At 70.0% G+C, this 23,087-nt stretch carries 19 protein-coding genes, 1 tRNA gene and 1 riboswitch; of the genes, 7 read left to right on the forward strand and 13 right to left on the reverse strand.

All coding sequences use genetic code 11. The features are described from left to right. Nucleotides 1-8 precede the first annotated feature (8 nt). The gene (locus ACZK5N_RS09080) at nucleotides 9-908 is read left to right on the forward strand and encodes a 4-(cytidine 5'-diphospho)-2-C-methyl-D-erythritol kinase (protein ID WP_459018964.1); all 900 of its coding nucleotides are present in this window, start codon (nucleotides 9-11) and stop codon (nucleotides 906-908) included. Beyond that, nucleotides 905-1,390 carry a MarR family winged helix-turn-helix transcriptional regulator gene (locus ACZK5N_RS09085; RefSeq protein WP_459018965.1) on the forward strand — a complete coding sequence of 162 codons (486 nt, stop codon included), beginning with the start codon at nucleotides 905-907 and terminating at the stop codon, nucleotides 1,388-1,390. Before ACZK5N_RS09080 ends, ACZK5N_RS09085 begins: the two co-directional genes overlap by 4 nt. Here the strand turns inward: ACZK5N_RS09085 and ACZK5N_RS09090 are convergent. The 4 genes from ACZK5N_RS09090 to ACZK5N_RS09105 all read right to left on the reverse strand — a co-directional run bounded on the left by ACZK5N_RS09090 (nucleotide 1,357) and on the right by ACZK5N_RS09105 (nucleotide 4,730). Next, a complete protein-coding gene (locus ACZK5N_RS09090) occupies nucleotides 1,357-2,028 on the reverse strand; it encodes a TetR/AcrR family transcriptional regulator (RefSeq protein ID WP_459020467.1) in 672 nt (223 codons plus the stop codon). The two genes, ACZK5N_RS09085 and ACZK5N_RS09090, sit on opposite strands and share 34 nt — an antisense overlap. 107 nt (nucleotides 2,029-2,135) lie before the next feature. After that, nucleotides 2,136-2,348: a hypothetical protein gene (locus ACZK5N_RS09095; RefSeq protein ID WP_459018966.1), complete on the reverse strand. Its 213-nt coding sequence runs from the start codon at nucleotides 2,346-2,348 to the stop codon at nucleotides 2,136-2,138. A 272-nt stretch (nucleotides 2,349-2,620) separates the two neighbouring features. Further along, nucleotides 2,621-3,190: a DNA-3-methyladenine glycosylase I gene (locus ACZK5N_RS09100; protein ID WP_463624809.1), complete on the reverse strand. Its 570-nt coding sequence runs from the start codon at nucleotides 3,188-3,190 to the stop codon at nucleotides 2,621-2,623. 172 nt (nucleotides 3,191-3,362) lie between these two features. Beyond that, nucleotides 3,363-4,730 carry a 13E12 repeat family protein gene (locus ACZK5N_RS09105; RefSeq protein WP_463624810.1) on the reverse strand — a complete coding sequence of 456 codons (1,368 nt, stop codon included), beginning with the start codon at nucleotides 4,728-4,730 and terminating at the stop codon, nucleotides 3,363-3,365. Nucleotides 4,731-4,903: 173 nt separating this feature from the next. On the opposite strand from ACZK5N_RS09105, the gene ACZK5N_RS09110 reads away from it, so the two are divergent. Beyond that, nucleotides 4,904-4,982: transfer RNA gene (locus ACZK5N_RS09110), tRNA-Gln, on the forward strand. Nucleotides 4,983-4,991: 9 nt separating this feature from the next. Here the strand turns inward: ACZK5N_RS09110 and ACZK5N_RS09115 are convergent. The 4 genes from ACZK5N_RS09115 to ACZK5N_RS09130 form a co-directional block, all read right to left on the reverse strand. Then, nucleotides 4,992-5,669: an ABC transporter ATP-binding protein gene (locus ACZK5N_RS09115; RefSeq protein ID WP_463624811.1), complete on the reverse strand. Its 678-nt coding sequence runs from the start codon at nucleotides 5,667-5,669 to the stop codon at nucleotides 4,992-4,994. Next, nucleotides 5,666-6,418: an ABC transporter permease gene (locus tag ACZK5N_RS09120; RefSeq protein WP_459018973.1), complete on the reverse strand. Its 753-nt coding sequence runs from the start codon at nucleotides 6,416-6,418 to the stop codon at nucleotides 5,666-5,668. The genes ACZK5N_RS09115 and ACZK5N_RS09120 overlap by 4 nt, the downstream gene beginning before the upstream one ends. Nucleotides 6,419-6,491: 73 nt before the next feature. Beyond that, on the reverse strand, nucleotides 6,492-7,562 hold the full coding sequence (locus tag ACZK5N_RS09125) for an ABC transporter substrate-binding protein (RefSeq protein ID WP_459018974.1): 1,071 nt from the start codon (nucleotides 7,560-7,562) through the stop codon (nucleotides 6,492-6,494). Continuing rightward, nucleotides 7,552-7,648: riboswitch (TPP riboswitch) on the reverse strand. It overlaps the preceding gene by 11 nt. A gap of 331 nt (nucleotides 7,649-7,979) precedes the next feature. Further along, a complete protein-coding gene (locus ACZK5N_RS09130; RefSeq protein ID WP_463624812.1) occupies nucleotides 7,980-8,114 on the reverse strand; it encodes a hypothetical protein in 135 nt (44 codons plus the stop codon). Nucleotides 8,115-8,174: 60 nt separating this feature from the next. Between ACZK5N_RS09130 and ACZK5N_RS09135 the strand changes: the two genes are divergently transcribed. Both ACZK5N_RS09135 and ACZK5N_RS09140 read left to right on the forward strand, forming a co-directional pair. After that, nucleotides 8,175-8,696: a DinB family protein gene (locus ACZK5N_RS09135; protein WP_463624813.1), complete on the forward strand. Its 522-nt coding sequence runs from the start codon at nucleotides 8,175-8,177 to the stop codon at nucleotides 8,694-8,696. A 120-nt stretch (nucleotides 8,697-8,816) separates the two neighbouring features. Then, a complete protein-coding gene (locus ACZK5N_RS09140) occupies nucleotides 8,817-10,037 on the forward strand; it encodes a Gfo/Idh/MocA family protein (protein ID WP_463624814.1) in 1,221 nt (406 codons plus the stop codon). 61 nt (nucleotides 10,038-10,098) lie between these two features. On the opposite strand, the gene ACZK5N_RS09145 is transcribed toward ACZK5N_RS09140, so the two are convergent. The 5 genes from ACZK5N_RS09145 to ACZK5N_RS09165 form a co-directional block, all read right to left on the reverse strand. Beyond that, nucleotides 10,099-13,479, reverse strand: coding sequence for a choice-of-anchor Q domain-containing protein (locus ACZK5N_RS09145; RefSeq protein ID WP_463624815.1), 3,381 nt, complete (start codon nucleotides 13,477-13,479; stop codon nucleotides 10,099-10,101). Nucleotides 13,480-13,585: 106 nt separating this feature from the next. Next, the gene (locus tag ACZK5N_RS09150) at nucleotides 13,586-14,644 is read right to left on the reverse strand and encodes a LacI family DNA-binding transcriptional regulator (RefSeq protein WP_459018979.1); all 1,059 of its coding nucleotides are present in this window, start codon (nucleotides 14,642-14,644) and stop codon (nucleotides 13,586-13,588) included. A 175-nt stretch (nucleotides 14,645-14,819) separates the two neighbouring features. Beyond that, nucleotides 14,820-17,267, reverse strand: coding sequence for a carbohydrate-binding protein (locus tag ACZK5N_RS09155; RefSeq protein WP_463624816.1), 2,448 nt, complete (start codon nucleotides 17,265-17,267; stop codon nucleotides 14,820-14,822). Then, complete coding sequence (locus ACZK5N_RS09160) at nucleotides 17,257-18,279, reverse strand: LacI family DNA-binding transcriptional regulator (RefSeq protein WP_463624817.1); 1,023 nt, start codon at nucleotides 18,277-18,279, stop codon at nucleotides 17,257-17,259. Before ACZK5N_RS09160 ends, ACZK5N_RS09155 begins: the two co-directional genes overlap by 11 nt. Then, the gene (locus tag ACZK5N_RS09165; protein WP_463624818.1) at nucleotides 18,272-20,353 is read right to left on the reverse strand and encodes a glycoside hydrolase family 36 protein; all 2,082 of its coding nucleotides are present in this window, start codon (nucleotides 20,351-20,353) and stop codon (nucleotides 18,272-18,274) included. Before ACZK5N_RS09165 ends, ACZK5N_RS09160 begins: the two co-directional genes overlap by 8 nt. A 269-nt stretch (nucleotides 20,354-20,622) precedes the next feature. Between ACZK5N_RS09165 and glmU the strand changes: the two genes are divergently transcribed. Both glmU and ACZK5N_RS09175 read left to right on the forward strand, forming a co-directional pair. Next, a complete protein-coding gene (glmU, locus tag ACZK5N_RS09170; protein WP_459018983.1) occupies nucleotides 20,623-22,104 on the forward strand; it encodes a bifunctional UDP-N-acetylglucosamine diphosphorylase/glucosamine-1-phosphate N-acetyltransferase GlmU in 1,482 nt (493 codons plus the stop codon). Nucleotides 22,105-22,109: 5 nt separating this feature from the next. Next, the gene (locus ACZK5N_RS09175; protein WP_459018984.1) at nucleotides 22,110-23,084 is read left to right on the forward strand and encodes a ribose-phosphate diphosphokinase; all 975 of its coding nucleotides are present in this window, start codon (nucleotides 22,110-22,112) and stop codon (nucleotides 23,082-23,084) included. Nucleotides 23,085-23,087 lie beyond the last annotated feature (3 nt).

Genomic DNA, 23,087 nt, shown 5'->3' on the forward strand with positions numbered 1-23,087 from the left:
TTCAAGGCGTGACGACGGTCAGGGTTCGCGTCCCCGCGAAAGTGAACCTCGCCCTGCGGGTCGGCGGGACCGACGAGCAGGGCTATCACGCTTTGGGCACCGTCTTCCAGGCCGTCTCCCTCGGCGACGAGGTGACCGCTGAGTCCGCCCCTGCGGGCAGTTTCCGGCTCTCCTTCCAGGGCGAGGGCGCCGGATTCCTGCCCGTCGACGACACCAACCTCGCCATGCGCTCCGCGAAGCTCCTCGCGGCGCGGTTCGGGCGCCCGGACTTGGGCGTGACGCTGCAGATCCGCAAGCGGATCCCCGTGGCCGGCGGCATGGCCGGCGGCTCGGCCGACGCGGCGGCTGTCCTCGTGGCCTGCAACGCGCTGTGGGATCTGGGCGCCACGCGCGAGGACCTGCACGACCTGGCCGCGCAGCTGGGGTCGGACGTTCCGTTCCTGCTCCTTGGGGGCACCGCCATCGGCACGGGCCGCGGTGAGACGCTGACGCCGGTGATGTCCAGCGGCACCTTCCACTGGACACTCGCCCTCTCGCACACCGGCCTGTCCACCCCGGCGGTGTTCAAGGAGTTCGACCGCATGACCGGGCCCCAGGACACGGCCATCCCCGTTGCCCTACTGGAGGCCCTGCGCGCCGGGGACGCACCCGCTGTCGGCGCGGCACTGGTCAACGACCTCGAGCGCGCCGCCATATCGCTGCAGCCCACGCTGGCCCGCACGCTCGAGATCGGGCTCGCCGCCGGCGCGCTGGGCGCGGTAGTCAGCGGCTCGGGGCCCACCTGCGCGTTCCTGGCAGGCTCGGACGCACACAGCCACGAACTGGCCGAGACGCTCGGCGTGTTCAGCGGGGTGCGCGCCGTGAGGCGTGCCTACGGACCCGTGCAGGGAGCGCAGGTTCTCGGATGAGCGACGAGGTCGACGAGGTCGTCACGGCCTGGTCGCGCGAGCGCGGCGATCTGGTCCTCGAGCCCATGCACATCTGGTCCCGCGTGGACCGGCTGTCAGGCATCCTGGCCGACCATCGCAAGCGGGCCTTCGCGGTCCACGCCATCGAGGGATGGGAGTTCGACGTGCTGGCCGCGCTGCGTCGCGCGGGCGAGCCGTACCGGCTCTCCCCTGGGCAGCTGCTGCGGGAGACGCACGTGACGTCCGGCACCATGACGAATCGGGTGGACCGACTGGTGGCGCGCGGCGCGGTGACCAGAGATCCGGACCCCGACGACGGTCGGGGGATGCTGGTCACGTTGACGCCCGCCGGGCTGGCGCTCGTCGATGCCGCGCTGGTGTCGCTGGTGCGGGTGGAGGAGGAGTTGCTGGTCTCCTGGACGGCCGAGGACAGGGCGCGGTTGGCCGGCTACCTGAGGCGGTTGCTGCTCGGGTCTGCCTGATCCTCATCCTCGGGCGTGCCGTTGCGGCGACGGTCGATGCTCTCCATGATGAGCCGCGGCTCGGTCTGGAGGTGGGCCATGCCGTTCCAGGCCAGGTTGATCAGGTGGCGGGTCACCACGTCGCGAGGCGGCTCGCGGTGCTCCAGCCACTGTTGGCCGGTCTGTGCCACGAGGCCGACGAGGGCCTGCGCATACAGGCCGGCGAACTGCGGATCGTGGCCGCTGCGCTCGAACTCGCCTGCGAGGATGTCCTCGACCTGCGCGGCGATGTCGCTGAGGATGGAGGCGAAGGAGCCGCTCGGCTGTCCCGTCGACGAGTCCCGCGAGAGGATGCGGAAGCCGTCTGGACAGCGGTCGATGTAGTCCAGAAGGGCCATGGCGCCGCGCTCCAGCAGCTCCCGGGAACCGGCCCCGGGCGTGGTCAGCGCCGTGCGGATGGACGTGTGGAGGACCTGCGTCTCTCGGTCCACCACGACGGCGTAGGCGCCCTCCTTGCCGCCGAAGTGCTCGTAGACGACAGGCTTGGAGACCCCGGCGCGGGCTGCGATTTCCTCGACGGAGGTCCCCTCGAATCCGCGCTCCGCGAACAGCTCGCGTGCGATCTCCAGCAGCTGCTCACGGCGCTGCGCAGACGTCATCCTGGTGCGAGGACGTCGTGCGCGGGCGGGTTGGCGGGTGGACACGTGTGCCATTCTCGCACGTCGCGACACACGTCGACCGGACGCCGCCTTCCGCCCGTGCCGGCTCAGCCGCCGTCTGTGGCTTTCTTGAAGCGTTGTTGCGCCCCTTGCTTCGTCAGGCCGTACAACTCCCCGATGCGTGACCACGAGGCGCCGGCGGTGCGCGCGTCCCTGACGGCCGCGCTCTCGGCCGCGTCCGCCGCTTCGCGGGCAAGGCGCGCGGCATCGAGCGCTGCCAGCGCCGTCGTCCGCGCCTCTGCCTGACCCTTGTCCGCCATGGTGGCATCGTAACCCGCGACACGCGTCAATGAAGTCTTGACAGGAGTGTCTCCTGGTGGTTGACTCAGAGTGTCAACGAGCTATTGACGTACAGGAGGTGAAATCATGGCGAAGAAGGACAAAAAGGTCGCGAAGAAGGCCGACAAGGTGGCCAAGTCTGCGAAGAAGGATGCCAAGAAGGTGGCCAAGAAGTCGAAGAAGTCCAAGAAGTGACTCAGCCCCCCTCTGAGCGTGGAGGCCGGTCCCTGTGCGGGGCCGGCCTCAGGCGCGTTCAGGGGGCCGTCCTCGCCAGCCAACAACCCTGGATGTGGTCATCCGCCAGGCCCACCGCCTGCATGAGCGCGTAGAGGGTTGTGGGCCCGACGAAGCGGAACCCCTGGCCCTTCAGCAGCTTGCTCAGGGCCACTGTCCCAGGGGTCTGGGACGGCACATCCGCGAACGTGAGCGGGGGATGCTCCCGCGCCTCGGGTGCATGCTCCGAGATGAGGTCTGCCAGCCGTCGCCCGTCGTCGTGCAGGGCGAGCAGGGCCTGAGCGTTGTCGATGACCGCGGTGATCTTGGCGCGGTTGCGCACGATCCCCGCATCGGCCATGAGCCGCTCCACATCGTCCTCGTCGAACTCCGCCACGACGGCGGGCTCGAAGCCGGCGAACGCGGCACGGAACGCGGCGCGCTTGCGGAGGATGGTCAGCCAGGACAGGCCCGCCTGGAATCCCTCCAGACAGAGGCGCTCGAACAGAGCGCGCTCGTCCGGCGAGTCCGGCACCCGGCGTCCCCATTCGTCGTCGTGATAGGCCCGGTACAGCTCGTCGTTGGCCCCGAAGCAGCGCACTTTGTCCATGAGTTGATCTCCCTTCAGAGATTCGAGTGTGCCCCCACTCTGGGCCGCACACATGGCGATGTCCCGGACGGCTTCGCGGGCTGGGGATAAGTCACAGCGGGATCAGGCGCGCGCTCGTGGCCCGCTCACCGGTTCGGTGGCGGGCTGAGCCAAGTGGGCTGTGGTGCGCGGATCAGTCGAGGGCGACGGTGCCGTGCGGGGTGACGCGATAGAGGTAGCCGAGTGGGCTGCGCCACAGCACACAGCCTGGACTCTGCAGGTGGGCGAGCCAGTGGCCGGCGGTCTTGGCCCGGTGCACGCGCTTCCTCAGTGGCGCGAGGTTGCCTGTCCGGGTCTGTCCAGGTGGCCCGGAAGCCCGGTACGCCACGGTGTGGTCCTGCTCCAGGCCGCGGCTGGGCGTCTGGGAGTAGGGGAAGGCGTCGGTGGGGAAGATCTGGATCACCGCCTCGCGGAGCCTGTGGCTGGGGCGGTAGGGATCCTCGGCCGGAATCCCCGGCAGGTCGATGACTGGGCGGACCACAAGCTGCTTGTCGCCGAGGAGGAGGCGCAGCGTTTCCTGCGTGAGGACGCCGGCGCCTTCGACGCGGGCTGGGCCCTCCAGGCCGGCCAGAGCTGCGGCCGGGATGTGGACGAACACCTGAGTGACGGGACGGAGCTTCTCCAGCGGCGTGGTGATGGTTCCGCAGGTGTGCCCGGTGCAGCCCGCGGGGTATGGACGGTGGCGCTCCGCGTCGGGATCCTGGTCTGCGGTGGGACCTGGGGAGGCGCCGTCGATGAGGGCCGGCTGAGCGGCGGCCTGCTGCTGCAGCGCCAGCGCATAGGCGGGGTGGGCCAGAGCGCCCAGCGCCCGGGCTCGTAGCTCGGCCTTGGAGACGCCGGCGGCGGTCGGGTCCGCGGCCGGGAGGAGTGCGGCGATCTGCTCGATGGCGGCGTCGAGGTACTTGGCGTCCAGAACGTCGAGCTGGGCCGAGACCTGCATGGAGCCCTCGCGGTACGCGTAGATCGACACGTGCCGGGCCTCCAGGGTCCTGCGTTCTTCCTCGGCGGCGAGCTGGGGAGCGACGTCGATGATCAGCTTGTCGATCAGGTTCATCGACGCCGTCCAGCTGAGCCGGTGCTGCTGCTTCAACCAGCGCGTGGACAGGGTGTCGGCCACCTCCTGGGGGAGCGATTCGCAGCGACCGGCGGCCGCGGCGGCGCGGTGGGGATCTACCTGAAGCTGTTGGACGGCGGTCCACAGCGTGGGGTGCCGGTAGCGAAGGTTGAGGGCGCGGCCGGTCAGGCTGACGGCCTGGCGGGTGGTGCAGCCCAGAAGCCCGGCCAGTTCGAGGCCGAACCACTCCGAGATCAGTGGGCATCCCTCGCCGCCGACCTGGAGGTCCTGCTCGTAGAGGGCCTCGTGGACCGCATCTTCGGTGTCGAGGTGATAGCCCACGGCCAGCTGGGAGACCAGCCGTAGCTCGTCGGCTTCGGCTCGTCGTTTCGTGATCCGATTGGCGCGCAGCTGGTCTGCGAGGTGCTGCGCCTCCGTTGTCTCCATGCCCTTGACGATAGAAAGGACCTCTGACAATTTCGGCCTCCAGGATCGCTCCGGCCAACATTTTCTTTCACGACTTTCTAGAGCGCCGAGCTGGGCGGAGCCGGATGCGCTCACCGCGGGTGGTCGCCCAGGGTTGAGGCTGTATAGACTCAGTCGAGGCCCTCCGGGGCCGTTCCCCGGTTGGTCTTTCGGTAGGGCCCGCCTGACTTTGAATCAGGATTAGCGCAGCAGGTTCGACTCCTGCCCGGGGAGCCGGTTTGACTAGGACTGATGCTTGCCACTCGCAGAATCGTGCAACATCCCTATCACGGTGGCCGGTCGAGCGCTGAGTTCGATGATGCGGTGGGAGAGGAACCTTGCTTCTGCCTGGTCGTGGGTGACGAGCAGGATCGTCCAGCCGTGTCGCGTGGCTGCGTCTCTGAGCCAGGTGTTGAGGTCGGAGCGGGTGAGGGCGTCGAGGGCGCTGAAGGGCTCGTCGAGCAGCAGGATCGGGCGATGTTGGGCGACGGTGCGCAGCAGGGCGGTGCGTTGTCGCATGCCCCCGGACAGTTGGCTGGGGAAGTGGTCGCCGAAGCCGTCGAGGCCGAACTCGGGGAGCATGGCGCGGACCAGGGCCCTGCTCGCCGCCCGATTCCGCCGGGCTACGTCGAGGCCGAGCGCGGCGTTGTCGATGACGGTGCGCCATTCGAAGAGGTTGTCGTCCTGGGCGTGGTAGGCGAAGGGGTGCTTCGGGGTGCCCGGGCGGAGGGTCACTTGCCCTGAGGTGGGTTGCTCGAGTCCGAGGAGCACGCGGAGCAGGGTGCTCTTGCCGCAGCCGCTGGGGCCGATGAGGGAGACCACGTCGGCCTCGTGGAGGTCGAAGCTGAGGGCGTCGAGCGTGGCGGTGCCGTCGGGGTAGTGGTGGCTGAGGTGCTGTACCTGGAGGATGGGGGCGTTCACCGGCGCCGTCCTGCGGGGTCGTGCCGGACTCGTCGTGCCCATGGGGCGACGAGTCGTTCGGCGAGCACGGCCAGAGCGAAGAGGGTGATGCTCACCGCGGCGGTGGTCGCGACCGCGGCCAGCACGAGGTCGGTTCGGAAGGCGTTCTTCTGGACTGCCATGTAGACCCCGAGGCCGGCGGTGGAGCCGGCGTATTCGGCGAAGATGGCGCCGACGACGGCGTAGGTGACGGCGATCCGCAGCGAGGTGAAGAACGCCGGCAGCGCCTGGGGCAGTCGCAGGTAGCGGAATTGCTGCCAGCGGGTGGCTCCCATGCTCGCGAGGAGTTCTGCCTTGCCGGAGGGTGTGGCGCGGAAGGCCTCGATCAGCCCCAGGAGCATGGGGAAGAAGGTGACGAGCACCACGAGCAGTATCTTCGGCAGCAGGCCGAACCCGAACCACAGGATCATCAGGGGCGCGATCGCGATGATCGGGATGGTTTGGGACGCTACCAGGAGCGGTGTGATCGCCCGGCGCAGGGTGTCGTTGAAGTCGACGGTGATGGCGACCGCCCAGCTGAAGGCGAGCGAGCAGGTGAACCCGGCCAGGGTCACGATGAGGGTGGCCCAGGTGTGCTCAGCGAGCTGGGGAGCGTGGATGAGCGCCTGCTCGGCGATGCGGCTCGGTGGCGGCAGGATCGACGGCCGGGGCTGGAACACCGCGACCGCGAGCTCCCACAGCGTCAGCAGGACGGCCAGGCTCACCGCCACCGGCCACACCGCCCGGAGGCGCTCGCCTCGCCGGCTGTGTCGCGGAGGTGGCCGTCGCGGGCGGGCGGCTGTGTCAGCCGACGAGGTCATCGGTGAAGTAACCGGCCCAGTCCGGTTCGGTGGTCAGCGGCCGGCCGTCGGGACCGTCGAGGAGGCCGTTGTCCACGAGGAGGCGCCCGTAGCGCTGCCACGTGTCTTCTGTCTGGGTGCCCACCAGTCCCGCGTCGTCGGTGAGGTATTCGTCGGACAGCATCCGCTGGCTTTCGATGACGAGATCGGTGTCGGTGAAGAAGCCCGGGTTGGCGTCGATGAGGATCTGGGCGGCCTCGTCGGGGCTTTCGGCGGCGAACTCGTAGCCGCGGACCAGGGCGGTCACGAACGCGCGTGCCTGGTCCGGGTGTTCCGAGATCCAGTCCGGGCTTCCCGACACGATGACGTTGTAGGTGTCGGGGAAGCCGTAGTCGGTGTAGTGGAAGTAGCGCAGCGGGTAGCCGCGGTGCTCCGCCTCGATGCCCTCCCAGGCGAGGAAGGGGACCGTGAAGTCCGCGCGGTCTGCGTAGAGGGCCTCGTACGCGGACGTTCCCAGGGTGACCGTCTCGAAGTCCCCGGCGCCGCCGTCGGCCTGAATGACCCGCTGCATCATGAGTTCCTCGGCAGGTTCACCGAATCCGGCGTAGGTGCGTCCGTCGAGGTCGGCCGGGCGGGCGATGCCGCCGTCGGCTTTGACCGCGATTGCGGTGGCCCACTTCTGCAGCACGGCCATGACGGAGACGATCTCGGCGCCGGCGGCCTTCGCGACGGTGAAGTTGCTCTGGAAGCTGACCCCGAACTCAGCCTGGCCGGCGTCGATCAACTGGTCGGGTAGCGACTGGTTGAACGGCAGGAGTTCCACCTCGATCCCGGCCTCGTCGAAGTAGCCGCGCTCGAGTGCCACGTACAGGCCGGTGTGGTTGGTGTTGGGGGTCCAGTCGAGGGCGAAGCGCACGACGGTGGTGTCGTCGGGGATCGCGGCGCCGGCGTCGGGCCCGCATCCGGTGACGCCCAGGGTGACGGCGGCGAGTGTGGCGAGGGCGGCGATGAGCCGCCGCCACGGCCCGGATTTCGTGGCGCGTCGGGGGATGGTGGGGAGCGTAAACGTGGTCACAGGACAGTTCCTCCGTCAGAATTACCTGAATCAGGTTCGCGGGTGTGTTCTCAGCCCCTCGTCTGGGGGCACCCCGTGTCGCGGGCCAGTCTAGGGGATCCTCGGCCGCACGCTCGACCGGCTCCCGCAAGGTGGACCGAGTCCTCAGGCCGAGACCCTGGAGGCCGTATCGCCTGAACATCTCGCCCCTGCGCAGGCCGACTGCACGAAGTGGCAGCCGGGCCCGGCATAGACCTGCACGGCCTGCCCGTCGATGTCGTTCTCGGCGGCCTGTGCAATCGGGACAGCACCGCGGACGCTTCGAACCACGTCAGCAACTCCTCGGCCGGACGTCGGGTGCCGGCCTCGATGTCGGCGTTGCGCGCATCAGAACGGTGCCCTCCTCCACCCAGGCCAGCGTGTGCGCCAGCGTGTGGGTCATCCCGCGACCACGCGGTTGTGGAGGGTTCCGATGCCCTCGATGGTCCCGTCGCAGCACTCGATGGCATGGATCGACGGCCTGGACTGGTCGCGGAGCGCCGCAGCCCTGACCCCCTGACGTACCCGGTTCATGCAACAGGTCCGGTGTCGGCCCCTCCACCGGCGCCCGTGGGGTGTGCGTAGTGTGGACTGGTGGCTGTGGACCCCGAGGCCCGCGCGGAACTGGAATGGATGCGGGAGGACTTCGACCGCTTGATAGCGGGCGCCGCCGACGCGCGGCTGGACGCACGCACCATTGGCACGAGGTGGACCAACCGGGAGATGCTGTTCCACCTGTGGTTCGGTCAGCGAATCGCCAGGGTGTTCATCCCGTTGATCGGTGGCTTCTCGCGCCTGCCGCCTGGCGCATCGCGAGCATGGGCCAGGCTCCTGGCCGCCGCCGGCCGGCCTTACGGGTGGATCAACTATGCGGCAAGCGCCGCGGGTGGGCGTGTGGTGCCACTCAGGCTGATCCAAGGGTGGATGCGCCGCGACACCTCCTGGTTGATCGGCTGGGCGGACGGGGCCACGCCGGCGGAGCTCGGGCGGGGGATGAGCGTGCCGGAGAACTGGGATCCGTACTTCCAGCCGTGGATGAACCGAGCCGACGTGCTCAGGTGGGCTCCTCGGCACTACCGGCATCACCGGGCCCAACTCACACTGGAGCTGCGCTGAGGCCCGTCGATCTGACGGTCGCACAGGTCGAGCATGGAGCGCGGAGGGGGCGTCAGTGGGTAACTTTGCAGTCGCCGCGTCGCCGCGGCCCACGCATTCAGTCGAAAGGACTCCACCCTCATGAAGATCGGTGTCATCGGAACCGGCCAGTTCGCCCGGAGTTTCATCAGCCTCTGGCAGTTGCACCCAGCCGTCGAGGAGGTCTACGTCACCGACCTCGTTCCGGAGCGGGCCGCGCAGCACGTCGAGCAGTACGGCCTGGCCGGGAGTTTCGCGGACGTCGACGCCCTGTTGGCCTCCGAGGTCGACTCGGTGGCGATCATGACGCAGCGCTGGAGCCACGGTGAGCTGGCCCTCAAGGCGCTCGAGGCGGGCAAGAACGTCTACTCGGCGGTCCCGATGGCCATCAGCGCGGAGGAGATCGCCGCCATCGTCGCCAAGGTCGAGGAGACCGGGCTGATCTACATGATGGGGGAGACCAGCTACTACAACCCCGCCGTGATCTACGCGCGCAAGCGGATCGCCGACGGCGAGTTGGGCCGCGTCTTCTACTCCGAGGGCGATTACGTCCACGACATGGACAACGGATTCTCCGCCGCCTACCAGTTCAGCGGCGGGGAGGACTGGAAGTCGACCGCCAGCTACCCGCCCATGCTCTATCCGACCCACGCCATCGGCGGCGTGCTCGGGGCGCTGCCCACCTACGCCACCTCCGTGTCGTGCCTCGGCATCGTCGACACAGGGACCGACGGCATCTTCGACAAGTCCATCTCCCGCTGGGGCAACGACTTCTCCAACATGACCGCCCTGTTCGAGCTCGCCGACGGCGGCGCGATGCGCACCAACGAGTTCCGCCGGGTGGGCTACTGGAAGGGCCACGAGTCCCGGTTCCGCTTCTATGGCACCGAGGAGGTCTTCGAGCAGTCCGGCGACGGCGCGACCCTGAGCGTCAAGACCGAAGGCGAGGACTACGCCAAGGGCGCGACGCTCGACGTGAGCGACCTGCTCGCCACCGGGCCCGGCGAGCTGCCGGAGGGCTTCGGTGACGTGGATCCTGCGCTGATGCAGAGCTTCGCCTCCGGTAGCGCCAAGGTGCAGGACCGCGCGCGCCTGCCGCGCGAGTTCGACGGCGCCCACAACGGTCACGAGGGCAGCCACCACTACCTCGCCGACGACTTCGTCCGTGCCGTGACAACGGCCACCCAGCCCCCCGTCAACGCCTGGCGGGCGGCCCGGTTCACCCTGCCCGGGGTCGTCGCCTTCGAGTCCGCACGCCAGAACGGGGCGCGGCTCCCGATCCCGGACCACGGCGACGGCCCGGCCGATCCCGGCTGGGACTGACCCCGGTAGCAGGGTGGAGGCGAGCCACCCGCCGACGTGCTATCCGGCCTGCTGGGTCAGGTCACGGCACCTCCACCTCGAAGGCCCCGGCGTCGGGACCGGCGCCCTGCGGACGCGCGACGCCGCGCTGGTCCGTGGCGGGTGCCGCCCCCGCATCGCCCGCGTCGATGGCGGGGCTGCCGGGCAGCAGCGAGTGGGTGAGCGTCGGTCCGCCGTTGTCGGCGAGCGGCCCGAGGAGCGCGTCCGCGACGACGACGTCCGTGTCGGACGCCTCGCCGCACGATGCATCCCCGAGGACGTTGGCGCCGCCCGACTCCATTGTGAACGGACCGCCGTAGAAGATGACGCACTCGTCGCCCGTGTTCCCGGACACCAAGGAGCCCTGGATCGTGGCCCGGCCGTCCAGGGCGCCGAACGAGCCGAGGAACAGCCCGCCCGCGGTTCCCCCGGGTGAGCTGTTGCCGGTAACGGTCGAGGACGAGACAGTCAGGGCGCCGTCGGTGTGGAACACCCCGCCCCCGTGCCAGCCCGTCGACGCGTTGCCGCTGATCGTGCTGTTGACGATCGTCGTGTCGCCGAGCGACCGGATGCCGCCGCCGACGTCGTTGGCGGAGTTGCCGCTGACGGTCGAGCGCTCGATGGTGATGGTGGAGTTGAAGAACCCGTACACCCCGCCCCCGGCGCCGCCGGTCACGGAGTTGTCTCGCACCGTGCTGTCGCGCAGCACGAGCGTGGCGCCTTCGCCGGTGTAGATCCCGGCCCCGCCCTTCCAGAAGTCGATGCCACCGGTGGTGACCTCGCTGTCAGCGACCACGACGTGGTCGAGCGTCAGGTTCCCATTGTTGAGCACGCCGCCGGCGAGGTCGAAGCCGTAGCCGTCGCGCAGCGTGAGCCCGGTGACCGTGGCCGTCACGCCTGCGTTGACGACGAGCGCCCGCCTGGAGCCCTGGCCGCTGACGGTCAACCCCGGCGCCGCCGACGCGTCGATGGTGACGTCCTTGCCCAGTTTGAGCTCGGAGCCGCTGAGGATGGTCGCCCCGGCCAGGTCCTCGGAGAAGGTGACCGTCCCGCCGGCGCACACCGCGCCCAGCGCGGAGCGCAGGGACCCCGGACCGGTGTCCGCGTCCGTGGTGACCTCCATGGCCGAGGAGCAGGTCAGGCGCAGGTCGTCGGCCAGAAGGAACTGGCCGCGCTTGGTCTGCGCGCTGAGGGTGATCGCGCGAACGTCTGCGAGGTCGAGCGTGGCGCCGTCGTCGTTGATGAACGAGCTGAACGGAACCGTCATCGTGCGCCATCCCGCGACGTCGTCGCGGAAGGTCGAGGTGAACGTCACCGGACGGGCCACGGGCTGGTAGACGCGCACGTAGTCGATCTTCAGGGTCTGGGGAAACACCGTGTTCGCGCCCACCGACCCACCGAAGTTGCCACCGACGGCGGTGTTCATGATGAGGAAGAAGGGGTGATCGAAGACCCACTGGTTCGGGTCCACGTCGGCGGGAGCGGCGTCGTGGAACTCGATGCCGTCTACCGTCCAGGTGATCTCACCGGGGGCCCACTCGACTGCGAACGTGTGGAAGTCGTCGGCGACGGGGACGTCGAAGTCGTACGTGCCACCGTAGGACTGTCCGCCCGAGTAGCCAGGGCCGTGAATGGTGCCGAACACCGTGTTCGGGTTGCGGCCCACGTTCTCCATGATGTCGATCTCGCCCGACGCCGGCCACGGGTTGCGGTTGATGTCGCTGCCCAGTGCCCACACCGCGGGCCACAGGCCCGAACCGGACGGGACCTGCGCGCGGGACTCGATGCGCCCGTACTGGAACTCGGCCTTGTCCTGAGTCACCAGGCGGGCGGAGGTGTACTGGCAGGGGCCGTAGTAGCACTGCTGCGCCGTCTCGGGGTCGGTCTCCCGGGTCGTGATGACGAGGTTGCCCTCGCCGTCGGTGGCCACGTTGTCGGTGCTGTCGGTGTAGTACTGCAGCTCGTCGTTGCCCCAGCCAGGCTTGCCGATGATCGTGCCGTCGCCGATCTCGTGGGTCCAGATGTCGGCGTTCGGCGCAGTGCCGGCGGGCGTGTTGAACTCGTCGGCCCAGGCGAGCTCCCAGGTCGCAGGATCCGCGTCGCCCTCCTGCGTGGCATTGTTCTCGATGCCGACGCTCACCTTCTTACCGCTGCCGGTGCCGTGGTAGAGGAACTCGAGCCCGGCCGAGCTGCTCCAGTCCTGGGGCGCTGGGAACTCGCGGCGCACCGCGGTGTAGCCCGAGGTGGGGAGCGAGGCCTCGAGCACGTTTTCGTACGCGTCCTGGGCAGGCACGGCGAGCGGGTCGCCGGCGGCGATCTCACGGGTGTCGACCGTGGTGCGCTTGGTGGCCTCCCAGAAGTACGCTCCGGCCTCGAATCCGTCGACGAGGCTCGGGTCGTAGCTCTCGTCGTCGAGCATGAGAAGGCGGGTCAGCGGGGGCCGTCCCATCGCGGCGCCCTGAGGGTTGCTCAGCTCGAGGACGACTCCACGCTCGCCCTGGTAGGCGTCGTCGTCGATCGTCTCGACGGCGATCGTCGCGCGGGTCTGGTTGGGTTCGAAGGTGACCGTGCCGGAGCTGGGCACGTAGTCGCGCTCGGGTGTCGCGGTGCCGGTGGTGGTGGACCAGTCGACGGTCACCGGATCGGCCGAGGGCTTGCTCAGCTTCACCTCGACCGTCGCGGTCGATCCTTCCACCACCTGCGTGTCGGCCACGGAGAACCCGACGGTGAGCGGCCGCTCCGGCGCGACCCCGTAGAGCGTGAAGTCGTCGAGGTAGTAGGACTGGGTGCCGCTCGTCGCGAGCGTCCCGAACGCCCAGCCATGGACCTCGGTGAGGCCGAAGCCGTCGTTGGGGGCGCCGTTGCCGATCTCCTTGCGCGTCATGTCGGCGAACGGCAGCTGGATCGTCTTCCAGCCGGAGAAGTCGTCGACGAAGGCCGCGCTGAACCGTTCCGCGGTGTCGGTGGTGGACCCGGGGGTGGTGTTGTCGATGACGTCGATGAACAGGTTGGTGCCGGTGTTCTGGCCGTAAAGCTCGAACTGCAGGCCCTCGAAGGCGCTCCAGTCCTGGGAGACCCACTCGGCCCCGGTCTCGTCCTCGAAGCCGTGGATGATCACGCCGAAGGAGTTGACGGTGAAGTCGCCCTTCAGCACGTGGTTGCCCTCAGCGGACCCCGGTTCACGCTCCGGTGCAGACGTGGTGCGCTCGAAGGTCGTCGTGCTGTTCGGATCGGTGGCGACGAAGAAGCCGAGCGGCACGCCGCCGGAGGTGGAGGCGCCGGTCACCAGGGGAGCTTCGAAGTCGTCGACGACAGGAAGCTCATTGGCGATGGCGGAGGGAGCGGTGAGGAACGAGAGCAGCAGGGCGGTCGCCAGGACGGCGCCACCTGCTCTCGGGACGGAAGGGGACCCCGGTCCGGACATGCGGTGGCCTTTCGTGTGGGGGCTCCACGGGCATCGTCGCCCGTAGAGAGCGCTCCCAGAGAGCGCTCTCTCAGTGAACCAAAGAACTTCCGCCGAGGCAAGGGGGTCAGGCGGATTCGCGCGCGACCAGCGTGACCGGGAGGACGAGCCTGTCCAGTCCGTGCAGATCCGGGAGTCCGGGCTCAGGCGGGGCAAGCCGATCCGGGCGTACGGCTCCCAGAAGCATCCGCGCCATCGCGCGACCCTGCAGCACCGTGTCCTGACGCACCGTGCTGAGCGGCGGCTCCGCGGCGGCCGCCAGGGGGATGTCGTCGAAACCGACCACCGCCACATCGTCCGGCACCCGTCGACCGGCGCGGCGAAGGGCGCGCAGGGCGCCCAGCGCCATGAGATCGGATGCGGCGACGATCCCGTCGATCTCCGGGGAGCGGCTCAGCAGGCGCTCGGTGGCCAGCTCGCCGCTCGGCTGCGTGAAGTCCCCGTGCTCGACCAGGTTCGGGTCGAAGAGTGCCCCGAGGGCCTCGGTGAAGCCCCGTAGGCGGTCGATGCCGGCGGACATGTCGGCGGGTCCTGCCACCGTGGCGATCCTCCGGCATCCCCTCGCCATGAGGTGTTCGGCGGCGATCCGCCCACCACCGACGTTGTCGTTGTCGACGTAGGGCACGCCCGCGGAGTCATCGATAGGGCGCCCGCCGATCACGAGCGGCATCCCCGCGTCGAGCATCGCGCGGGGGATGGGGTTGTAGGTGGCGTGCTCCGAGATGAGCAACACCCCGTCGAGCGGTGCGCTGCGCAGGTAGCGTTCGATGCGGTCCAGATCGGGGTAGGACTGCGCCATCAGCAGGGTCAACTGGACGTCGGCGTCCAGCAGTTCCTGGCTCACCCCGCGAACGATGGCGGAGAAGAACGGGTCGCCGAACACCCGAGGGTCCGGCTCGGCGGCGACCAGGGCGACGGCGTCGGTGCGGCTGGTGGCGAGCGTCCGGGCCGCGTGATTCGGGACGTACCGCATGTCCGCGATCGTCCGCTTCACGCGCTCACGCAGCTCCGGATCCACCGTCGAGACCTCGTTGACGACGCGCGACACGGTTGCCCTGGAAACCCCGGCGGCGGCTGCGACCTGCTCGAGATTGGGGCGTCGTGGGGTGCGGGCCGATGATGCCACGACGTCTCCTCGCTACTGCCTTCCGCCGCGGCTGCGGCCTGACGCGATGCTACTCGGAGGGCTGCGCCGGAGCGGACGCGCCCGCACCCGAAGGAACCGTGCCACAGATGCTCGTCAGCTGGGCCTGATCTCCAGCCCGGAGGTGGATGCGATGACCACGGGGGATCTGGCCGACTCACCCTGACAGCGGCTGGACACGCAGGGGGGCGACCGTGACCTCACGGATGAGCGGGAGGTCGCCGTCCGGATTGAGCAGGCGTAGCGGCTGGTCCTTCGTGATCAGGGTCACCGGGATGGCGCGCTCGAGGACGTTGTCCCAGGAATATGTGTAGCGGCAATGGGCGCGGCCCACTCGTCGGTGCCCCTCCCACACCTCGATGCGCCGGTCCACCACCTGGGGGTTGTAGTCGTGGTCGCCTCGGAGCTCCGCGTTGGCGTAGGTCACCATGACGACGAACTCGCCCGCGGAGGACAGGGCCCCGGCGCGGGCGATGGAGCCCCCGTCGTGCCAGGGCAGCCGGATCACGGCGGCGTCGCCCTCGACGGCGCGCGTCACGAGCAGCGACGTCACCAGGGATGTTCCGGCGGGGCAGCTGAGCTCGATCTCGTTGACGCCCTGCACCAGGAACACCCTCGCAGTGCCCACATCGGCCCCCGCCGCGACCTCGAGGTTTCCGGCGTCCTGGCCATTGACCCTCACCGCAACACTCGCGCCCCCGTCACCCACCACCGCGACCGCAAGATCGTGGTAGCCCGACTCCCAAGCCGATGCGTACACGTCGGCGCGCCCGGCCCCAGCCAGCCTGGCCCCGCCGTCGCCCAGCGTCGTCCAGTCCAGACGGGCGCCGTCGAACAGCCTGAACGTGCTGGCCGGGTAGGTGGCGGGATCACCATCGGTGGCGTCCATGAGCACGAACCGGTCCAGGGTGACCTCGGCCCCCGGGAGCAGCGAGACCCCGTCGACGCTCGTCCGCAGCGACAACTCGCGCCGACCCGCGGCCAGCGGCACCGTCGCCTCCGCGCTCCCGCGGTACTTCCCCCGCGACCGTTCGTTGAGCGCGAGACTCGCCGGATGGTCGACGAAGACCGCGAACCCGCCGTCGACGAACAGCGCGTGACGCCCAGGCTCGCCTGCTGCGCTGCCGATCGCCTGAAAGCGGTACGTCCCGTCGCGGGGCACCTCCACCGTCCACGCGGCCGACGAGGAGACCTCCCGGAACGACGACACGTCCGCCCCACCCGCGGCCAGGAACTGCCAGCCCTCCTCGGCCTTCGGGTCGTACCGCGACACCTCGGCCCCCGTGAGGACCGTGTCCTCCGCCTCCACCGTCGCGCACCACGGATCAACGGCCGACGCCCCGGCCACGGCGGGGGTGATCAGCGCCTGGTAGGCGCAGAACCGGTCGTAGGGCGCGACGGGGAGGCTGAGCCCACCGTCGGCCAACGGCACCGCGCGCACCGACGACACCACCCGCGGCGCGGCGTGCAGTCCGTCGACGCCGGTCAACGCCGCCTCCCGGACCTCGATGTCCACCCGAGCCCCGAACAGTGCCGGGTCCAGCCCCGCCACCTCCAGCAGCACGTCGCTGTCCGTCCCGCCGAACAACACGGTGGCGCGGCGGTTGGCGTCGTCGACGGCGGCGATCCCCTGGAGGGTGTCCGGCACGTCGGGCCGCGGCGGCGTGACCGCCACCGTCGTCGCGCCCTCCAGGTCGCCGTACCACTTGAGCATCCACCAGCCACCGTTGGCACCGTGCGCGCGGGCGGTGTTGTCCGACAGGTTGCCCGCGTAGTTCCAGTAGGCCATCTGGGCGTCCACCTTGGTGTCCTCGAACATGGCCAGCCACTGGATCAGCTGCCCGGGGACGGCCATGTCTCGGAGCATGCCGTACTCGGTGATGTTGACGTCGATGGGCGCGATGCCCCGCTCGGCCTCCATCGCGCGATACTCGCGCAGGTGCCCCCTGTAGGTGCCGAGGTTGTCGATGCCCAGCTCGTGCCAGATGAAGACGTCCGGGCGGCAGTCGTGGACGACGGCGAACTCGAGGAAGTCGGCTGTGCGCTCGGGCTGCCATTGCATGTCGCCAGGCCCGCCGATCCTTGGCGCGCCCAAGCCGTGGCGCGCCCAGACGCGCCGGATCACGCCCACGACTGCGAGCCAGTCGGCGAGGAACTGCTCGCGATGCACGGGCCACTCGGGGTACCAGTTGCCGCCGTCGGGCTCGTTGAAGGGGATCAGCACGTAGTCGCGGGGCCGGGCCGAGCGGGTGGCGACGGCCTCGGTGATCCGTTCCACCACGTCGAGGAACGCCCAGGTGCCGTCCGGGCCGTCACCGGGCCTCCGGCCGCCGTGATACGGCCAGTCCGGGTAGTGGTCCTGGATGTAGATGTACATGTCGCGGCCGTGCTTGGCGAAGAAACCCCCCTCGACGGCGAGCGCGTCTCCGCTGGGGTGCTGCGTCCCGAACGGTGCCTTCTGACTCGTGTTGGTGAGGTGGGCGCCGTTGAGCAGCGCTGCCGTGGGGACGCCGTCGTCGCCCAACCCGTACAGCGTGCCGGAGGCGCCGCCGCGGAACGGGCCGACGGGGGAGGAGAAGTCCACGACGAGTCGGTCAGTGGTCACGGGCGGGCCTTCCGGTGCGGGGCGCGGCGGTGCTGGCGCGCAGGACGAGGTCTGGGGTGAGCGTGATGCGGGATGGTCCGACCGCGCGGTCGCGGAGGAGCTGCCAGCCTCGGCGGCCCAGCTCGGCGAAGTCCTGGGCGACGGTGGTGAGCGCCGGGTCCCACAGCTGTGCGAGTGGATGGTCGTCGAACCCCGCGACACTCACGTCACGCGGGACGCATACGCCCAGGTCTCGGAGGCCGGCGATCAGTCCCATGGCCACCTCGTCGTTTCCGCAGAACACTGCCGTCACGTCGTCGCGCCGAGCGAGCGCGGCTCCGAGAGGGCGGGCCTCGGCCGGGTCCCAGCCCGCCTCGATGATGACGGGCACCTGCCTGCCCGCCGCGTGCAACGCCCGGCGCCAGCCCGCGGTGCGGCCGCCCTCGCCCCCGGGGGAGGGGACGCGTACGTGGTGCACCGTCGGATGTCCAAGTGAGAGCAGGTGTGACGTGAGCGCGAAGGCGCCGGCGTCCTCGTCGATGACGATCTGCGCCCTTCCGTCGAAGCGGCCCCCCGCGAGCGCTACGGCCGCCACCCCGGAGGGCAGGCGATTGAGTGCCGCAACGCCCGCCGGGTCGAACGCCAGCACGATCACCCCGGCCACGGGCTGAGACAGGGCCAAACCGACGGCGGCGTCGAGCTGCGCCTCCCCGGCCCCGTCCAGCGCGGTGATGGTGACGAGGTGGCCGTCGGCCCGCGCGGCCTCCTCGATCCCGCGGAGGGTCTCGGCGTAGCCGTAGCGCGACGTGTTGCCCGCCAGCACCGCGACGACGCCGGGCGCCCGCCCACCCAGCGCCCGGGCGGCGGGATTCGGCGTGAAGTCCAGCTCTGCGACGGCGGCGGCGATGCGGGCGCGCTTGTCGTCGCTGACCCGCGCGGCGCCGGTGAGATACCGCGACACCGTCGGCACCGAGACCCCGGCCAGGGCGGCCACGTCCCTGATGGTGGCGGGCGGCGCCGGCGTCTCACCCACGGCGCTCCGAGGGCGTGAGTCGAATCAGGCGGGCGCTGGTGGTCAGGGCGGTCTCGGCGTGCAGCAGGCCGGTCGCGGCGTCCCAGCGGAGGTCCCAGCCGCCCGCGGCCTGCGGGAACACGGCGGTCACCGTCGCCTCCCGGCCCACGAGGCGGGGGACCGGCAGCGCCACGCCCTCGGCCTCGCCCCGCTTCCACAGCGCGACGAGGGCGTCGTCGCCGGTGCGGAGTCCGACGGCGACCCAGGTGTCCGCCCACGCAGGCAGTCCGAGCGGCCAGAAGGGGAGGGCGTGCGGGAGTTCGGCGCGCAGCCCTCTGGCTGCGGCGACCCCCTCGCGGACGAGGCCGAGCTCAGGCTCCGTCATGGTGTTGAGGTACCCGGAGAGGTAGATGCGGCCGACCAGCCCCGTGACCAGGCAGAACGCGATCTCCTCGGGGTCCATGCCGGGCTGCGGGTAGGCCCAGCTGGCGGCCTGTTCGGGGAGCATCTGCAGCGGCGCCGACGCGGCGATCGGCGGGTAGAGCCGGAAGTCCTGCTGGTCCGAGGTGGACTGCAGCTGCAGGCGGCTCAGCATGGCGAAGTCCGCGCGCATGCCGCCGGAGCCGCAGTTCTCCAGGATGAGCCCGGGGTGACGGTCGAGGACGCCGTCGAGCCAGGCCAGCACGGCGCGCGAATGCTCCAGCAGCCCATGTCCGACGCTCGGGGCCGCGTGATCCGTGCCCGAGCCGGGGTTGATGTTGTAGTCCAGCTTGAAGAAGCCCACCCCGAAGTCGCGCACGAGCCTGTCGACGACGTCGTCGAGGTGCGCGCGGGCGGCGGGGTGGCGCAGATCCAGGTGGTAGCGGTCCTGCTCGACGATCCGCTGGCCGTGCCGCTGCAGGAACGCCCCCGCGGGAAGCCGGTCCGCCATGGGGCTGCGCACGCCGATCACCTCGGGCTCGAGCCAGAGGCCGGGCGTCATGCCGTGGCCCCGGATCCGGCCGAGCACCTCGTCGAGCCCTCCCGGGAAGCGGCTGGTCGACGGCAGCCACTCGCCGACGCTGTCCCACCAGTGTCCGGAGTCGTCGTACCAGCCGGCGTCGACGCAGAACACCTCCGCGCCTACTTCGGCCGCCGCGTCGATGAGGGGGAGCAACTTCGCGCTGGTGGGATCGCCGTTCAGCGTGTTCATGTAGTCGTTGAAGCACACGGGGAGCAGCTCGTTGTCCGGGTGCGGGCGGCGCGCGGCGCGTCGGTAGCGGGTCATCGCGGCGGCGGCGTCGTCGAGGGAGGCGCCGAGGGCGACGGCGGACGCGACGGTGGTGAACGACTCTCCCGGGGCCAGGACGAGCGTCCAGGCGTGGTCCAGGTCCGTGGGGCCCGACAGGGCCACGGAGAAGTCCTCGTGCTCCTCACCCACCTCGATCCGCCAAGGCCCGTTGTGTTCCACCTGCCACAGCCAGGCCGCGCCCTCGGAGTCCGAGGTCGCGGAGGCGACCGGGGCGTGCTCGCCGCTGGACCAGGTGCCGCGGGAGACGAGTGTCGCGGTGCCCCTCGGCCGCACCCCGGTGAGCTGGGCGGCGATCGCCGGGAACAGGTCCGGACGGAAGGACCGGGCGCTCCACCGCGACTCGGCCAGCCAGTCGCTGGCCGCGCTGTGGAACTCCCAGGCCCCCGCGTCGCGCACGCCGAGCGGCGCGGCCCAGGAGGAGACGGACCGCAGGCAGACCGGTACTTCCCCGGTGGCCGTCACGGTGACCTCTGAGGAGAACGCGGCCACGCCGTCGGGGGAGGCCAGGAGCACGTCGGCCTGGATACCGGGGGTGGCGAGGGTGAGGCGGAGGCGGTGCCACGCACCCTCCGTTGACGTTTCGTGCCGGACGTAGCGGAGGTGTTCCCCGAGAGCGGTCATCCCGACGCGGGTGCTGGCCAGCGCGTGCCCGGAGCCGGCGGTGAGGATCTGAACGAGGCCGACGGGTTCGGCGGAGCTGACCTCCACCCCGTCGGCCCTCGCCGTGGTCAGTGCCACTGGCCCATCTGGACTCGTGGAGAAGGTCAGCGTGAGCCCTGCGTGCCCCCAGGCCAGATCGGTCACGGTCACTCCCTCGTCGCGCGGTCGCGGCCAGTCAAACACAGTCTGATAACGTTTTCAAGCGACCTTCATCGCGGAAACGCTCCCCCAGTGCGGGTGTCCCCGCTCAGACCCGAGCGAGGACACCGTCACTGGGGGAGAGATTCCGCGCTCCGGCCCCTTCGGTGGTCACCCGAGAGGCGTACAGCGCGCAGGGGCAGGGGCGGGGCTGGTATTTTGACCGGGTGAGCCCCCGGCGGAGCTCGCGGTCGGCGACCGAAGGAGAAACACCCGTGTCCACCACTGACAGCGACCTAGCGCCCGTCGCGGCAGTCGTCGTTCTCGCCGCCGGCGGCGGGACCCGCATGAAGTCGGCCAAGTCGAAGCTCCTCCACGAGGTGGCCGGGAAACCGATGCTCAGCTTCGCCGTCTCCGCGGCTGCCGCGCTGAACCCGGCGCACCTCGTCGTCGTGGTGGGTCACCTCCGTGAGCAGGTCTCAGACCACCTCGAGAAGCTGTCCGAGGCTGTTACCACCGCGGTCCAGGACGACCAGCTGGGCACCGGCCACGCCGTCGCGTGCGGACTGGCTGACCTCGGCGAGTTCGAGGGCGACGTGGTGGTCACCTACGCCGACGTGCCCATGCTCACCGGAGACACCCTCCGCCAGCTGGTGGCCGTGCACCGCGCCCACCACCACTCGGTCACCGTGCTGACGGCGCGCGTCGAGGACCCCACCGGCTACGGCCGCATCATTCGCGACGGCGACGCCGTGACCGGGATCGTCGAGCACAAGGACGCCAGCGACGAGCAGCGCGCCATCGACGAGATCAACTCCGGTATCTACGTCTTCGACGCCGCCACTCTCCGCGAGGGACTGGCCTCCCTGACCACGGACAACGCACAGGGCGAGCAGTACCTCACCGACGTGCTCACCTTCGCCCACCAGCGCGCCCAGCGCGTGGGCGCGCATCTGATCGACGATGTGTGGCAGACCGAGGGCGTCAACGACCGGGTGCAGCTGGCCCGGATCAACCTGGAGATGAACCGCCGCATCCGGGACGCCTGGATGCTGGCCGGCGTCACCATGGTGGACCCGTCGAGCACCTGGATCGACGTGGACGTGGACCTCGCTCGCGACGTGCTCCTCATGCCCGGCGTCATCCTCCAGGGCGCCACGACGGTGGGGGAGGGTGCCATCATCGGCCCGGACACCACGCTCATGGACGTGGAGGTCGGCCCTGGCGCCGAGGTGATCCGCACGCACGGCTCATTCGCGGTGATCGGTGAGAACGCCACCGTCGGCCCGTTCGCCTATCTGAGGCCCGGCACGGAGCTGGGTAAGGGCGGCAAGATCGGCACGTTCGTCGAGACCAAGAACGCGGTGATCGGCGACGGTGCCAAGGTGCCCCACCTCACCTACGCCGGGGACGCGATCATCGACGAGGGCGTCAACATCGGCGCGGGCACGATCTTCGCCAACTACGACGGCGTCAACAAGTCCACGACGCATGTGGGCACGCGGGCGTTCGTCGGCTCGAACACGGTTCTCGTGGCGCCGGTCGACATCGGTCCCGGGGCCCTCGTGGGTGCCGGGTCGACGATCACCGATGATGTCCCGGCGGGGAGCCTCGCCCTGGCGCGGGGCCGGCAGCGCAACATCGACGGCTGGATGACCGAGCGTCGACCCGAGTCGAAGGCGGCGGCCGCAGCCGCCGAGCACGACGGCAGCGTCCACCCCGCTGTCCTGGAATCCCGCGAGAAGAAGAAGGCCTGATCGACGTGTCGCAGATCGCCAAGAACAACAAGCACCTCATGCTCTTCAGCGGGCGCGCCTTCCCCGAGCTGGCGCAGGAGGTGGCCGCCATCATGGACGAGCCGATCGTGCCCACGCGTGCGCTCACCTACGCCAACTCCGAGATCTACGTGCGCTTCGAGGAGTCCGTTCGCGGCTGCGACGCGTTCGTCATCCAGTCCCACACCGCCCCGGTCAACGAGTGGCTGATGGAGCAGCTCATCATGGTCGACGCGCTCAAGCGGGCCTCTGCCAAGCGGATCACGGTGGTGGCGCCCTTCTACCCGTACGCGCGCCAGGACAAGAAGCACCTCGGCCGCGAGCCCATCTCGGCCAGGCTGGTCGCGGACCTGTACAAGGCGGCGGGCGCAAACCGGATCATGTCGGTGGATCTTCACGCGGCCCAGATCCAGGGCTTCTTCGACGGTCCCGTCGACCACCTGTGGGGCCTCCCCGTCCTCTCGGAATACGTCAAGAAGAACTACGACGTGGGCAACATGTGCGTGGTGTCGCCCGATGCCGGCCGGGTGCGGCTGGCCGACATGTGGACCGACGTGCTCGGCACCCCGCTGGCCATCGTCCACAAGCGGCGCGACCACGACAAGGCCAACACCGTGGCCGTGCATGAAGTGGTGGGCGACGTCGCGGGCAAGGTGTGCATCCTGGTCGACGACATGATCGACACCGCGGGCACCATCGCTCAGGCGGCGCAGGCGCTGCACGACCGCGGCGCCTCCAAGGTGATCACCGCGGCCACGCACGGCATCTTCTCCGGGCCCGCAGTCGAGCGCCTCAACGCGGCCAACGTCTCCGAGATCATCGTCACCAACACGCTGCCCATCCGCACGGAGCAGCCGATCAACAACCTGACCGTCCTGTCCATCGCGCCATTGATCGCCAAGGCGATCGCCGCTGTCTTCCTCGATGGCTCCGTGACGTCGTTGTTCGGGGGAGTGTCCTAACCT

This window comes from Tessaracoccus pujii (assembly GCF_055326215.1).